General features: G+C 49.2%; 11 protein-coding genes and 1 tRNA gene. 4 read left to right on the forward strand and 8 right to left on the reverse strand.

Annotated elements, in window-relative coordinates; all coding sequences use genetic code 11:
• Positions 1–321: 321 nt before the first annotated feature.
• The 3 genes from HMPREF1640_RS01755 to HMPREF1640_RS01765 form a co-directional block, all read right to left on the reverse strand.
• Positions 322–403: transfer RNA gene (locus HMPREF1640_RS01755), tRNA-Leu, on the reverse strand.
• A gap of 214 nt (positions 404–617) precedes the next feature.
• On the reverse strand, positions 618–1745 hold the full coding sequence (locus tag HMPREF1640_RS01760; protein WP_156098677.1) for a nucleoside recognition domain-containing protein: 1128 nt from the start codon (positions 1743–1745) through the stop codon (positions 618–620).
• A 122-nt stretch (positions 1746–1867) separates the two neighbouring features.
• Positions 1868–2179 carry a hypothetical protein gene (locus HMPREF1640_RS01765; RefSeq protein WP_156098679.1) on the reverse strand — a complete coding sequence of 104 codons (312 nt, stop codon included), beginning with the start codon at positions 2177–2179 and terminating at the stop codon, positions 1868–1870.
• A gap of 280 nt (positions 2180–2459) precedes the next feature.
• On the opposite strand from HMPREF1640_RS01765, the gene HMPREF1640_RS01775 reads away from it, so the two are divergent.
• Positions 2460–3353, forward strand: a complete 894-nt coding sequence (locus HMPREF1640_RS01775) for a PfkB family carbohydrate kinase (RefSeq protein WP_036891879.1) — start codon at positions 2460–2462, stop codon at positions 3351–3353.
• A gap of 4 nt (positions 3354–3357) precedes the next feature.
• Here HMPREF1640_RS01775 and HMPREF1640_RS01780 read toward each other — a convergent pair whose 3' ends face one another.
• The 4 genes from HMPREF1640_RS01780 to metG all read right to left on the reverse strand — a co-directional run bounded on the left by HMPREF1640_RS01780 (position 3358) and on the right by metG (position 9865).
• The gene (locus HMPREF1640_RS01780; RefSeq protein WP_036891880.1) at positions 3358–4650 is read right to left on the reverse strand and encodes a serine dehydratase subunit alpha family protein; all 1293 of its coding nucleotides are present in this window, start codon (positions 4648–4650) and stop codon (positions 3358–3360) included.
• A 117-nt stretch (positions 4651–4767) separates the two neighbouring features.
• The gene (locus HMPREF1640_RS01785) at positions 4768–6858 is read right to left on the reverse strand and encodes a thioredoxin family protein (protein WP_036891882.1); all 2091 of its coding nucleotides are present in this window, start codon (positions 6856–6858) and stop codon (positions 4768–4770) included.
• A 222-nt stretch (positions 6859–7080) separates the two neighbouring features.
• Positions 7081–7629 carry a protein-disulfide reductase DsbD domain-containing protein gene (locus HMPREF1640_RS01790; RefSeq protein WP_052051662.1) on the reverse strand — a complete coding sequence of 183 codons (549 nt, stop codon included), beginning with the start codon at positions 7627–7629 and terminating at the stop codon, positions 7081–7083.
• Positions 7630–7735: 106 nt separating this feature from the next.
• Positions 7736–9865, reverse strand: a complete 2130-nt coding sequence (gene metG / locus HMPREF1640_RS01795) for a methionine--tRNA ligase (protein WP_369699816.1) — start codon at positions 9863–9865, stop codon at positions 7736–7738.
• 1255 nt (positions 9866–11120) lie between these two features.
• On the opposite strand from metG, the gene greA reads away from it, so the two are divergent.
• Positions 11121–11588 (forward strand): transcription elongation factor GreA, encoded by a 468-nt coding sequence (gene greA / locus HMPREF1640_RS01815; RefSeq protein ID WP_036891895.1) that lies wholly within the window; start codon positions 11121–11123, stop codon positions 11586–11588.
• A 10-nt stretch (positions 11589–11598) separates the two neighbouring features.
• Entirely contained in the window at positions 11599–12000 is a 402-nt protein-coding gene (locus HMPREF1640_RS01820) for an HIT family protein (protein WP_036891897.1), read from the forward strand.
• Positions 12001–12098: 98 nt separating this feature from the next.
• Here HMPREF1640_RS01820 and HMPREF1640_RS01825 read toward each other — a convergent pair whose 3' ends face one another.
• Positions 12099–13187, reverse strand: coding sequence for a mannose-1-phosphate guanylyltransferase (locus HMPREF1640_RS01825; RefSeq protein WP_036891900.1), 1089 nt, complete (start codon positions 13185–13187; stop codon positions 12099–12101).
• Positions 13188–13355: 168 nt separating this feature from the next.
• Here HMPREF1640_RS01825 and HMPREF1640_RS01830 point away from each other — a divergent pair, with 168 nt between their 5' ends.
• Positions 13356–14174 carry a pyridoxamine kinase gene (locus HMPREF1640_RS01830; RefSeq protein WP_036891902.1) on the forward strand — a complete coding sequence of 273 codons (819 nt, stop codon included), beginning with the start codon at positions 13356–13358 and terminating at the stop codon, positions 14172–14174.
• The last annotated feature ends 9 nt before the right edge of the window (positions 14175–14183 follow it).

Genomic DNA, 14183 nt, shown 5'->3' on the forward strand with positions numbered 1-14183 from the left:
TACGTTTTATAATTTTGCACTTGCTGGTTGACTCTACGTACAACAGTTTATGGTCTGACCGCAATTTTTAGTAAGGATATATATGCTATTGCTGCTTGTTATAGATACGAGTCAATCTCTAAAAATATACTTATTGGTGTAAGCCTTGAGTATTTTAGCAATAAATATTATAAGGGCGCAGAAGACGAATTATAGATAATTTTTGTCTTTTCCCTATATTAGGTAAGCCACCTTTCTCATTATTTGTTAGAAAGCACACTTTTAGTACGTGTCGAAAAAGAAAAATCCCTTGTAAATCAAAGATTTACAAGGGATTTGTAGTACCCAGACCCGGGATCGAACCGGGATGGATTGCTCCACTGGTGTTTGAGACCAGCGCGTCTACCGATTCCGCCATCTGGGCGCATGTGCATTTCGTTACAGAAATGCGAGTGCAAAGGTACGATTTAAAGTCGAAAAGCACAAATTTTTTTCGCAAAATATTTTGCGAAAGATTCTATTCCGAAATGCAATGGCTTTTGAAAAGAATGGAAGAGTAGGCTAAACAGACAGTCCTTCTTCATATTTACTTTCTTTGTTTTCTTGATTTTATACTATTTTTTTCGCAAAAATCAATGCTATGTCAATAACGCGGTGTATAGCATGTATCCCCAATGAGCCACAAGCGCAGCCGCAATGCCTCCGATAGTATGCGAAAGTATGGCTTTAGAAGTAAGCTCTCGATAGCCAATTGTATCGAGCATGGCAGTATGGGTGCTAAGAAATCCGCTCCAACACATTCCGATACCTGTAAATACGGCGATGGCGTTGCCGTCCATCCACCCTTGGGATATAAAATTTGGCACAAGGCTCAAGGCTGCTCCTACAGCTCCCAGTGCCGTGATTGGGAAGGCTATTTGGTGTGGGTCCGAAAAACCAAAAAGCGGATTGAGTAACCAGTCTAATTTGTTGGCTATGGCAGGCAAGATGGCAATTCCCTCGTAAGCTTTCCCCGTGAATGCGCCTTGTGCGTTTGGTCCGAAGGTGAGTATCATTACCAAGGTGGATATAATGAGTACGCCGGGAATGATAGAAACGCCAACCTCAACGCCAGATTTGCCACCATCTAACAGTGAATTGAGCATGCGCAGAAACACAGACTTCTCTTCACGATGTAGCTCTCGGGTGGGTTGTTGACGGAATTTCTCTCCGTCCAAGGCCTCTTCCGTGCGGTATTGTGGGTAGGCTTTGAGCACAAAGTGTTGCATTAGTCTCGTAGACACCACGCATCCAAGGCATGCTCCTATTAACCCTATGGCTGGCTCTGCGAAATAACCATTTCCCAGCATGAAAACGATCACGATGAGTCCCATGCCAAAAGCGGTGCCGAAATTGGTTAGGGAAATATACTGAAACTTTTTGAAATAGCTTCCGAAGTGCTTGTCTTGGGCCAACGTGATGATGGCAGGATTGTCTGACAGGAATGTAAGTACAGCTCCGAGAGACGCTACTCCCGGTAATCTGAACACGGGTTTCATCAGTGGCCTTAACCCTCGTTCTATCAAATCCACCACTCCAAACTCAACAAAAAGCTTGCCCAGGGCTCCTGTTAGCACGCAAATAGCCATTAGATAAAAGCACGTGTTGAGCAATAAGTCGTGAGCTGTGCGCATAATGGTGTTGAGCATGTTGGCCACTCCCATAACGCTCGCAATGCTTCCGAACAGTCCTACGACAACAAGCAGGCATACAATGCCTTGTGACATTCTTTTTTTAGATTTTTGACAGACATTGCATTCGGTCTGTTGTTGGCGCCCTTCTCCATGTGTGGAGGTTTGCGCTCCGTTTTGTTTAGTGCGAATCATGTTATTTGTTGTTGTGTTATTTATTAGAGCATTTCCTTCAATCCCAATAGTTTGAAATATTCATGGGTACCATCATGGTATATGGGTAAATGGGTGGCATCTTGTTTCTCCGTTAAATTTATAATATTGCCATTTATTGTTTTCAAAGCGTACGCCGGCATTCCATAACGAGCGTGGTCGGGTTCCAATCCTTGCGCTTGCATCTTGGTGTCAGCCTCTTCGGGACAATTGTCAATATTTCCGATTTGAGTAAGCGACGTGGGTGTTGTGTGGGACTTGTCATTGCTTTGTCGTTTGCCAAGGTTTGTCGTCATCAGGTTTGGGGATAAGCGCATGACTGTGCCGCGCTTTTATCCCGTGTTTGAGATTATGCAGGTTTCGATTTTGCAAATTTATACTTTTTATCGCTAATCATCATTTTTTTAGCGCGTTTTCTTACGCTCCCAACTGTTATTTCATTTTTGTTGCCACCAAATCCGTCCTGTTGCGCTGTCAAAGTATAAGCCTTGGCTTTAAGCGAGCGTGTCGCGAGCCTGCGGTTCCTATAAAAAGTACAGCCAACACGAATGTTGTCCAATATTTTTGTTAACTTTGTAATCTAACAATCACAATAATATGACAGATATTTGTAGCATCGGGCATATCACTCGAGACAAGGTGATAACACCGCGACACACTACCTATATGGCCGGTGGCACGTCTTTCTACATGGCGCATGGCATTAGTCGTCTGCCGCGCAAGGTAGATTTTCAGTTGGTCACCAAAGTGGGGCGAGAAGAGATGCTTCAAGTTAATAATTTGCGACAAATCTGTTCTGACGTGGTGTGCTATCCCTCCGCGCAAAGTGTATATTTTGAGAACAAGTATCATGCGGATGGCAACCATCGCACCCAGCGTGTCTTGGCCAAAGCGGATCCGTTCACTATCGAGGAGATGCGTCCTTTGCAAGCCAAGGTGTTTCATTTAGGCAGTCTTTTGAGCGATGATTTTTCTCCTGACGTGGTGCAACATCTTGCCACCAAGGGGCGTGTGTCCATCGACGCCCAAGGCTATTTGCGCGAGGTGGTCGGGCAAGAGGTGCGTGCCGCGGAATGGAAAGACAAGGAAAAAATTCTTTCTTGCACCGATGTTCTCAAGCTCAACGAGCGCGAGATGGAGGTCGTCACCCATTCCAGGGACCCCCACGCGGTAGCCAAGAGTCTTGCGGGGTATGGTGTCAAGGAGGTTATTGTCACTTTAGACCGTTTTGGCTCAATCATTTACGCTGAAGGAAAGTTTTATGACATACCGGCCTACAAGCCCAAGGAACTTGTCGATGCCACAGGTTGTGGCGATACCTATTCCACGGGTTACTTGTATTGCCGACTTCAAGGCATGGGGTATGAGGAGTCCGGCAAGTTCGCGGCGGCTATGTGTACGCTCAAGTTGGAGCGCAGCGGGCCTTTCGATGGTACCATCGACGACATCTATGAGGTGATTGAAAACAGGGCGAGAGATTGTGCCTTGTGAATCGCTAACACCCTTTGTGTGTCATGATTTTCAGCACCATGTCATCTGTTGGGCACATGGCTTCCTTGCCAATGTTGGTGAGGTTGCGAATGCTTTTGTCCACGTCATCGTCTATGATGCCCTCCGCGGAGGTGACATGCTCGCCCTCCATGCTTAGCAAAGCCGATAGCAGGGCCGACGAGACACCTGAGCATATCTTGATGGAGCAGCTTGGTTTGGCTCCGTCGCAAATCATGCCCGTGAGGTTCGCTATCATGTTTTTCACGGCATGGCACACGTGTGTGTAGTCGCCTCCCATGAGATACACGATACCGCAGCTTGACCCGATGCTGGCCACCACGCATCCGCATAGCGCGCTAAGTTTTCCAAGGCTTTGTTTGATATAGATGGCTGTCAGGTGTGAGAGCGTGAGCGCCCGTATCAATTCCTCCTCCGTGTTATCGTTTTCCTTGGCGTAGACAGCCACGGGGTTGGTCGCGCAAATACCCTGATTGCCCGACCCCGAGTTTGACATCACCGGTATCATTGCGCCGCCCATGCGCGCGTCGCATGCCAAGGCGGTTTCCGATATGATGCGCGAATAAATCGTCTTGCCAAATATTCCGCAGCTTAGGGGGCGTCCCATGGTCTTCCCGAGATTGTGTCCGTAATTGCCCTTGCGGCTTTCCTCCGCTGCGCGTATGTTGTAGTCTCGTGTTTTGATGATAAAGGCCAGTTCCCCCACCGGCGTGGTGGTGGCAAAGTCCCACACCATATGCATGTTGAGCTGTATGTCGCCCGGCCGCTCGCTGTCAGTGGCGGTCGCTCGTTTTTCGAGGAGCGTCTCTCCGTTGCGTTGTTCATAAACAAAATTGGTGTGTGCGTTGGCAATGATGGCAGATGCCTTGTCGTCGCCATCCTCGCATGTCACCTCGATGTAGAGTTTCTCGGTAATATTCTCCTTGAGCTTGATGGTAATGTGGTTGGGGTCTTGTATGTAGCTCTTTGCCTCGTTTAGCGAATTGTCGTCGAGATCCTTGATTACCTCCAATTTGTACTCGCTCTTGCCTATGATAGCTCCGAGGGCTATGGCTATGGGCAGCCCTATCATGCCTGTGCCGGGTATACCCACTCCCATCGCGTTTTTCAACATGTTCGCGCTGAGCAGCGCGGTTATCTTTTCAGGCCTGCGCCCCAATAGTTCGGTGGCGCGTGCCGTGCACAATGCCACAGCCATTGGCTCGGTGCAGCCAACGGCTGGCACCACTTCCTTGTTGATAAGGTCAATGATTTGTTGTCTCGTTCGCTTTTCTAACATAGTGTTCAAAATAGGTTTCTTGTGTCATTAGGTAAATATCCCGGAGGGGCAATGAGGGGCAGGCGGGCGTGCCTGTCCCTCCTTTGTTCGATTAAATGTGTTCATCCGACTGTCGTGTCAGTGCCGCTTGTAGGCGTCCAAACCCTTGTTTAAGAAATCGAGGTAGGCCGGAACGTCCTCCTTGTAGCCGTATGAGCCTGTCAGGGGCTGGCCATTGTTGTCAAGAGTCACGTAGAATGGTTGCGCGTTGGCGCCAAACTTATGGCTTTGCAAGTAGCTCCACTTGTCGCCCACGGTGCGCAGGGTGCGCGGTTGCCCATTCAGTTGTACCTCCATAGGCTTGGGCAATGGTGTCTTGTCATCCACGTATAGCGATATGAGCACATAGTCTTTTTCCAGCTTTGAGGCCACGATAGGATCGGTCCACACGGCCGCTTCCATCTTGCGACAGTTCACGCAACCAAACCCGGTGAAGTCTATCAGTGCGGGCTTGCCTTGAGCTTTGGCCGCGGCCATGCCAGCCTCGTAGTCCTTGTAAGTGGCCTCCACAGTCTTAGTGTTGAGATTAAAGTCTTGCGTATTCATTGGAGGGGCGAATGCGGAGACCGCCTTGCATGGCGCGCCCCAAAGTCCAGGCACCATGTAGATGGCAAAAGCCAGCGAGCACAGTCCGAGCATGATGGCGGGCACCGGCATGGGCTTGGTGATGTCGCCACCCACCTCGTCTTCCGGAAACTTGAGCCAGCCCACAAGATAACAGCCCAAGCCCATAAAGATGACAATCCACAGCGAGAGGAAAACCTCACGGTCAAGCAGGTGCCAACCATAAGCCAAATCGGCCACGCTAAAGAATTTCAGGGCAAAAGCTAATTCGACGAAGCCCAGAACCACCTTGATTTGTGTCATCCATGAGCCACTTTTGGGGCTCTTTTTCATCAATGTGGGGAATAGGGCAAATAGTGTGAACGGTACGGCTAAGGCCAAGGCGAAGCCTAACATGCCGATGGCCGGCCCTATCCAGTTGCCCGAGGTTACAGTCTGTACTAACAGTAGGCCGATGATTGGCGCCGTGCACGAGAAGCTCACCAATACCAGCGTGAACGCCATCAGGAATATAGAGAGCAGGCCAGTGGTCTGCGATGCCTTGTTATCCACGCTGTTAGCCCAGCTGTCTGGTAGTTTTATCTCGAACCATCCAAAGAAGCTCACCGCAAAAATCACTAACAGTAAGAACAAGAAGATATTAAACACTGCGTTGGTAGAGAGGGAGTTGAGCGTGCTCGGGCCAAATATTGCCGTCACCCCGATACCCAAAGCGAGATATATAACGATAATGGAAATGCCATAGGTGATGGCGTCACGCACGCCCTTTTGTCGGTCATCCTTGGAACGTTTCAAAAAGAAGCTTACCGTCATTGGGATAATAGGCCATATGCAGGGCATGACCAGGGCGAGCAATCCGCCCACGATACCCATAAGGAATATATATAACAAGGAGTGGTTGGCAATATTGTTGTTACCGTCAAACTGCTGCAATTGTTTCACCACTGGTAGCCACAGGGCTTGGGCTTCCGTGCCGGAAAGCTGTGCGGTGGCATTGGCGTTGGGCTCGGCCAATGAGTCTGCTTGGAGCGAGGCCGTTGAGTCCATATTCGCGGCGGTGGCGCTCACTTGCGTGTTGGCTGCTGCGTCCATCTTGTTTTCTTCGCTCATGCCATTGGCCGACTTGGCATCTGTTTTTGCGTTGGCCACTGCCGGACTTTTGCCCGATTTCTTAATGCTTACCTCTGATGGTGGCAGACAGTTGTTATCGTTGCATGCGCCATATCCCAGATAAGCGTCGATGGTATAGGTGGGTTTGGTGAACCTTATCTTTTGGACAAACTGAACGCTGTTTTCAAAATAGCGCAGCGTCATTTCGAAAAGCTTGTCATAGTTAGAAATCTCGCGCCCCACGGGCTTCAGCCTGCCCACAAGCTCCACGCCATCCAATTTCACTTTGTTGAACGTGGCCGATGTGGGGCCTCCGCTGCCCAATCCGGTAGAGTAGACATGCCAGCCTTTGTCAATTTTGCCTGAGAACACAATCTCGGCCTCTGCCGTGTTGTTGGTCTTGAGCCGCGAGCTGAATTTTACTGGATTTAGCATTTGCCCATTGGCTATGAGAGCCACAAGCAGTGTTAACGTTAGTGTTATTAGTTTTTTCATTTCTTCTTTTCTTTAAAACTTTTTTGCGAGAAGATACTATATATAGGTTTTTATTTCCAATACGTCCGAATAGCGTTGCTGGTTACTTCTTGTGCGCTTAGTTATTGTTTTTTAACTTAGGCCCATCTTTATGGCGTCATGTCGAGCCAAGCCGTCGCCATGCATGCCGTTGGGCAACGGCTCTCAACTTTTGTGTTTGGGCCGAAGTTTCATAGGCGTGACTTATTTGTTTTTGCACTTGCCACATTTGCTGTCTTCTTTTTGCTTGCAACGCTGTTTGTCATCGCGCCCTTCCTTGTGGCATGTTTTGCCAGTTATCTTGGGTGCGTTGCCCCGCTGCTTGAAAATCACTTGTGCCGGTGGCAGGCATGTCTTGTCATTGCAGCTGCCATAATTGAGGTTGGCCTCAATGCTATAGGTAGGCTTGGTAAAGCGTATCACCTGTACAAATTTAACCTCATTTTCAAAATAGCGTACTTGCATCTCAAACATGTTGTCAAATTTGTCAATCTCATGGCCCACGGCCTTAAGTTTGCCCACTAATTCCACACCGTCCAACTTGGTGGCTTTAAAAGATGCCGACACCGGTCCTCCCTCCTTCAGATCGGTGGAGTACACGTGCCAGCCGGGCGCAATGGAACCTTTAAAGATGATGGCGGCCTTGCCGCATGGGGTGGTGACGATTTCAGAAGTAAACTTGATAGCGTCGTTCTGAGCCATGACGATGGTGGCCGACACAAGCGTCAGTATGGTTAAAAACAGTTTTTTCATGATTAATCTGATTTGTCCAATGTAGTCTGTAATTTAGCGCTCTTGTTTGTAATTGAGAAAAAGCAAGGAGATACTCCCGTTCGCGAGGGTATCCCCTTGTTATGGCTTATTGCACTTGCGAGCCGGGTTTCACGCCGCGCTCTATGGTTGTCACGGCCAACGTGTCGTCATGGTCCACGGCTGAGAGTATCATGCCTTGACTCTCCATGCCCATCATCTTGCGTGGCGCGAGATTGGCTATGAACAGCACGTCTTTGCCCTTGAGCTGCTCGGGCTGGTAAAACTTGGCTATGCCCGAGAGTATGGTGCGGTCTTGTCCGCTGCCGTCATCGATTGTGAATTTGAGCAGTTTGTTGCTCTTCTTCACCTTTTCGCAGGCTTTGATGTGTCCCACCCTGATGTCCAATTGTTCCCATTGGTCAAACTCTACATTGGGCTTGACAGGCTTGGCCTTGTATTCGGCGCTGGCTTTGGCGGCCTCGTTGCTGGCTTTGGTGGCGGCTAACTTGTCTAACTGTGCCTGGATGGCGTCGTCCTCGATCTTCTCAAAGAGCAGCTGGGGCTCGTTGATGCGGTCTCCTGCCTTCAGCAGTTCGATGCTGCCCAACTCTGTCCAGTCAAAACGCTCCAACCCGATCATGTCGCGCAGTTTCTTGCTGGAGAATGGCAGGAACGGCTCAAAGGCTATGGAGAGGTTGGCAACGAGTTGCAACGAGATGTAAAGAATGGTTTCCACGCGTTGGCGGTCAGTCTTCCAAACCTTCCAAGGTTCGCATTCGGTGATATATTTGTTGCCGATGCGAGCCAGGTTCATGGCTTCTTTTTGTGCCTCGCGAAACTTGAAGACATCGAGACAGTTTTCCAACTTTTCTTTCACGTCTTTAAATTCGTCTATGGCTTGCTTGTCCACCTCTTGCAGTTCGCCGCGCGCGGGTACTATGCCGTCCCAATATTTCTTGGTCAGTTGGAGCGCGCGGTTTACGAAATTGCCATAGATGGCCACCAGCTCAGAGTTGTTGCGCTCTTGAAAATCTTTCCACGTGAAGTTGTTGTCTTTGGTCTCGGGGGCGTTGGCCGTAAGCACATAGCGCAGCACGTCTTGTTTGCCGGGGAAATCCTTAAGATATTCATGCAGCCATACGGCCCAGTTCTTGCTGGTCGAAATCTTGTCATTCTCCAAGTTCAGGAACTCATTGGCTGGCACGTTGTCTGGCAGGATGTAGTCGCCGTGAGCCTTGAGCATGGTGGGGAAAATGAGGCAGTGGAACACGATGTTGTCCTTGCCGATGAAGTGCACCAAGCGCGTCTCAGGGTCTTGCCACCATTTCTGCCACGCTCCCCATTTCTCGGGATGGTTGTCGCACATCTCTTTGGTGTTGGATATATAGCCTATCGGCGCGTCAAACCACACGTATAGCACCTTGCCTTCGGCTCCCTTCACTGGCACGGGTATGCCCCAGTCCAAGTCGCGTGTCATGGCGCGCGGTTGAAGGTCCAAGTCTAACCAGCTCTTGCACTGTCCATAAACATTGGGGCGCCATTCTTTATGCCCCTCAAGAATCCACTGTTTGAGCCATTCCTGATAGTTGTTCAGGGGCAGATACCAGTTTTTGGTGGTTTTCTTGATGGGTTTGGAGCCGGAGATGGTGGAGTGGGGGTTTATCAGTTCTTCGGGACTGAGGGCGGTGCCGCATTTCTCGCATTGGTCGCCGTACGCTCCCGTGTTGCCACAGTGGGGGCAGGTGCCCATGATGTAACGGTCGGCTAAAAACTGGTGCGCCTCATCGTCATAGAGTTGCTCGCTCTCTTTTTCCACCAGTTTGCCGTCATCGTACAATTTCTTGAAGAACTCGGAGGCAAACTTGTGATGAATGTCTGACGTGGTGCGACTGTATATGTCAAACGAGATGCCAAACTCCGCGAACGAGTCCTTTATCATCTTGTGGTACCTGTCGCACACGTCTTGTGGCATGCATCCTTCTTTCTTGGCGCGTATCGTGATGGGCACGCCGTGCTCGTCGCTGCCACCGATGAATGCCACCTCTTGCTTTTTCAGCCTGAGATAGCGCGCGTAAATGTCCGCGGGAACATATACGCCGGCCAAGTGGCCGATGTGCACGCCGCCATTGGCGTAGGGCAGGGCGGCGGTGACAGTGGTGCGTTTATATTTTTTTTCTTCCATCTTTAGGGATATTTGGTATGTATGATGCAAATTTACAAAAACTAATTTATAAATAGCCGCAAGGCTTTCATATTTTTGCCTCTTTTGCCAAATGGCGGCGCCAAGCGCAAAGTTGCGAGGTAAGCCCGCGAAACGCTTGCTTGGGCGTTTTGAAGTTTGGGCATGCGCCGCGAATGGCAGCCGCGGCCGCATGTGTGCGTTGTGTTGGTCGCGTCTTGTCATCACGGGGATTCTTGGTCTTATGAAACGGGCTGAGCCCAGCGGTTCGAGCGAGTCGTGTCGCGTTTCGCGCGCGACGCTTTTGGCGGTGGGCTTGAGCGTGGCCGGTAGCGTGGCCGCCGGCTGTATGTGCTTGGATTTTTTTAAGCCTTTGCTGATTGGCCAATGTTTTGGACATGTGGCAGATGATGGATGGGACGGCCTGATGGCCCAAGGCGTTGGCACGCGCCATTCGTCAAAATGCGGACACGTAAAAATAAAGTCATAAAAAATGAAGCCTTGGCACTCTTCGTTCCACGGCGATCTTGACGCGCGAGGGTTGCGGTCTTGGTTAAATTTTGCGGGTTGTTGTCGCGCTGGTCGCCCAATTAGGCACTGATGGGGTCGCGTTTGGGCCTTAATGGCCCGGCCATTTGATATTATACGCTCGCCGATTCGAATGCTTTCGCTGGGCCGTTAGTGTCTAAACGTGGAGCGGCCTATACCATTCGACGGCGTGTTTTCAATGAGGATGGGCGTAAATGGCTGGAATATAACACGTTGAAAAAAAACGTGCGGTTTTTTGCGTATTTTGAGCAAAAGTTTTTGTTTTTTGCTGTGCGCAAAATCCATGCGAGCTTTTGTCAAATGATTTGGTGGTAAAATATGCGCGTGGGTATGGTTTTGACAACCATTCTTGAGGAATGTGAACACCATGCGTTCTTGGCGCTATCATTTTTACGCGCGCAATAAGTGACAGGACTCCGTGAGCGTTTGGGCAAAAAAAATGGGGCTCCGCCGAGTCCCAAACGTTACTAACCTTAAATCTAATACTATGAAAAACGTGGTGCAAAGATACGAACATTTATTTGCCCCTGCCATTCCAATGATGCGCAACTTGTTATTTTTCACCTTTTTATTGATTTGTATCAAGCCGACGCTCAAAAAATATTTAAAAATATTGGATATGTCAATTATAATCCCTAACTTTGCAAATACAATTTGATAATCAAGCTTTAGAAAACAAGATTCCGACATTTGAAGAGATGTCGGAGTTTTGTTTTCTGAAGTTTATGTATAATAAAACTTAAACAATTAAACAAGAACAACTATGGCATACATGTCACAAGAAGGCTATGACAAGCTCGTGGCGCAACTCCATCAATTGGAGGCGATAGAGCGTCCAAAAGCCTCCGCGGCTATAGCTGAGGCTGCCGACAAGGGAGACTTGAGCGAAAACTCTGAGTACGATACCGCAAAAGAAGCGCAAGTGCATCTCGAAAATAGAATTAACGAGCTGAAGAAGACCATTGGCCAAGCCAAGATCGTGGATATGAGCAGGCTTTCTACCGACGAGGTGCAGATCATGTCGAAGGTGGAAATGACCAATATGGTCACCAAGAAAAAAATGACCTACACCATCGTGAGCGAGAGCGAGGCAAATCTGAAAGAGAACAAAATATCCATACATACGCCCATCGCGCAAGGCTTGCTCAACAAGAAGGTGGGCGATGTGGTTGAGATAGAGGTGCCTCGCGGCATGCTTAAACTGCGTATTGACAACATTGCGTTGGAATAACCGAATCGTTATGGCTACTATTTTCTCTAAAATTGCCGCGGGTGATATACCGAGTTATAAATGCGCTGAGAACGAGAATTTCTATGCTTTTCTCGACATCGACCCGGTGGTGAGAGCGCATACGCTCGTCGTGCCGCGTAAGGAGGTGGATTATATCTTCGACATGAGCGATGATGACTTGGCCGCTTTCGAGGTGTTTGCCAAGCGAGTGGCGCAGGCCATTCGCGCCGCGTTTCCCTGCAGAAAAGTGGCGCAAGTGGTGTTAGGGCTTGAGGTTGACCATGCTCATATACACCTCATGCCCATCAACACGGAGGGAGACGTGGACTTTAAGAAACACGTCAAGCTATCAGATGAAGAAATGAAGGAAACGGCTGAGCGTATATACGAGGCGTTTCAAAAAATAAAATGAAATAGATAATTTCTAATTTCACCATTCAAAATACATCAATTGTATATATTGTGACATACCTATGTTATGAATTTTGAATGGTGAATTTGAAATTTCCATCACACAAATTTGTCGCCATTTTTGAGCCTTGCCTCATTGACATATTTTCGGATGAGGTCTGACGAGTCTTCCTTGGGACAGATTAGCAGCACATTGTCTTTCTCGGCCACGATAAAACCTTCAAGGCCATTGATAACGCCAAGCGTGCCTTTGGGCAGCTTGATGACATTGTCACGACAATTTTCCATCAGCGTGTCCGAGTGTATCACCACGTTTCCTTCACTGTCTTTGGGCATGGCCTCGTATATGCCGTGCCACGTGCCTATGTCGGCCCAGCCGAAACCGCACTTCATCACGCACACGCCATCGGCCCCCTCAAGCAACCCTGTCTCTATTGACAGGTTGGGGTATGACGGGAAATGTTCTTGTATATAGGCTTCTTCTTGCTCCGGGGTGGCATAGTAGTTAGTATCGTCAAGATGTTTAAGCACAGCTGGAAACATGCGCGCGAAACGCTCGCGCAGGCTTCTCACGTTGGAAAGAAACAAGCCGGTGTTCCAATAAAACTCTCCACTCTCCATGAATGTTCGCGCGAACTCGCGGTTAGGTTTCTCGGTGAAAGTCTTGACCATGTACACATTGCCTTCCAAGCGGTTGGCTATCTGGATGTAACCGTATCCAGGCTCTGGACGGGTGGGTTTGATGCCCATGGTGAGTAGCATGTCGTGATTACTCACAAAGCGCAGCCCCTCGAGCATGTTCCGCTTGAACGCCTCCTCGTCCATGATGAGCTGGTCTGACGGTACGGCGACAAACGCGGCGCGGGGATCGAGGCGCATGAAGCGATGGGCGGCCCAAGCAATGCTTGGGGCGGTGTTGCGATGGATAGGCTCGGCCATGATACGCGCGCGCGGAAGGTTGGGAAGTTGCCGCATTACCAAGTCTACATAATTAACGTTTGTGTTGACAAAAATGTGCTCGGGTGCCACAACCTTGGACATGCGATCATAGGTTTGTTGCAGAAGCGTGCGCCCACTTCCAAAGAAGTCTATGAACTGCTTGGGGTACTCCTCCCTGCTGAAGGGCCATAGACGCCGCCCTTTGCCTCCTGCCATTATCAAACAATAAAAACTCTCGGTGTTTGTCATGTTGTATCAATAAAGGTTTAAACTGACAATAAAATTACGATTATTCGACGATTTTACAAACTATTCCGGTATCTTTTTCGCTTATTTATGAAATATCCAAGTTTTTTTGTCTTTTTACTTCCCCGCCTTTGTTCTTTTTGCTAACTTTGCGGCTGATTTCATAAGGTAATGAGCAAGAAACAGGTACTTCTGATAAACGATATAGCCGGATATGGCAAAGTGGCCACGGCGGCTATGTTGCCTATCCTTTCGTATATGGGCCACCCCACGTACAATCTTCCCACGGCTTTGGTATCCAACACGTTGGACTACGGAAAATTCAACATTCTTGACACCACGGATTACATGGAGGGCGTTTTTCCGGTTTGGAAAGAACTGGGGTTCAGGTTTGATGCCATTGCCACCGGATTTATAGCGAGCGCGCGTCAGGCCAAGATAGTCTCCACTTTTTGCGGCGAGCAGGCCGCCAATGGCACCATCATCTACGTGGACCCCATAATGGGCGATGAGGGAAAATTGTACAATGGGGTCTCCAAGGAAGCCATAAGCAACATGCGTGAAATGATAGGCGTGGCCGACTTGATATTCCCCAATTATACCGAGGCGTGCTATCTCACAAGCACAACTTACCGCGCTGACGGCGTGAATGAGACGGAATCCAAACGCCTGATCGACGCCCTGCGCGACATGTGCGGCAAGTCTGTGCTGATAACATCCATACCCGTGGATGGGCATCCGAGCGTGGTGGGATACAATCACCTTGACAATGGATATTTCACGTTGCCTTACACGGAGATCCCCGTGCACTTTCCCGGCACGGGAGACATCTTCTCGGCTGTCTTGATAGGGCATCTGCTCGAGGGCGACCCACTGCGTGACGCCACGAGGGTGGCCATGGACGTCGTGTTCAACCTCATCGATGCCAACAAGCGAAACGCTGACAAAAATCGCGGAATACCACTCGAGAACTTTCTGAACACCATTTAATTTTTAGTT

The sequence above is a fragment of the Prevotella sp. S7-1-8 genome (assembly GCF_000758925.1).
Lineage (GTDB): Bacteria > Bacteroidota > Bacteroidia > Bacteroidales > Bacteroidaceae > Prevotella.

Excerpts from the sequence above, each read along its gene's own strand:
- HMPREF1640_RS01760 (WP_156098677.1), bottom strand. The coding sequence starts at position 1,745 with ATGTCACAAGGCATTGTATGCCTGCTTGTTGTCGTAGGACTGTTCGGA.
- HMPREF1640_RS01765 (WP_156098679.1), bottom strand. The coding sequence starts at position 2,179 with ATGCGCTTATCCCCAAACCTGATGACGACAAACCTTGGCAAACGACAA.
- HMPREF1640_RS01775 (WP_036891879.1), top strand. The coding sequence starts at position 2,460 with ATGACAGATATTTGTAGCATCGGGCATATCACTCGAGACAAGGTGATA.
- HMPREF1640_RS01780 (WP_036891880.1), bottom strand. The coding sequence starts at position 4,650 with ATGTTAGAAAAGCGAACGAGACAACAAATCATTGACCTTATCAACAAG.
- HMPREF1640_RS01785 (WP_036891882.1), bottom strand. The coding sequence starts at position 6,858 with ATGAAAAAACTAATAACACTAACGTTAACACTGCTTGTGGCTCTCATA.
- HMPREF1640_RS01790 (WP_052051662.1), bottom strand. The coding sequence starts at position 7,629 with ATGAAAAAACTGTTTTTAACCATACTGACGCTTGTGTCGGCCACCATC.
- greA (WP_036891895.1), top strand. The coding sequence starts at position 11,121 with ATGGCATACATGTCACAAGAAGGCTATGACAAGCTCGTGGCGCAACTC.
- HMPREF1640_RS01820 (WP_036891897.1), top strand. The coding sequence starts at position 11,599 with ATGGCTACTATTTTCTCTAAAATTGCCGCGGGTGATATACCGAGTTAT.
- HMPREF1640_RS01825 (WP_036891900.1), bottom strand. The coding sequence starts at position 13,187 with ATGACAAACACCGAGAGTTTTTATTGTTTGATAATGGCAGGAGGCAAA.
- HMPREF1640_RS01830 (WP_036891902.1), top strand. The coding sequence starts at position 13,356 with ATGAGCAAGAAACAGGTACTTCTGATAAACGATATAGCCGGATATGGC.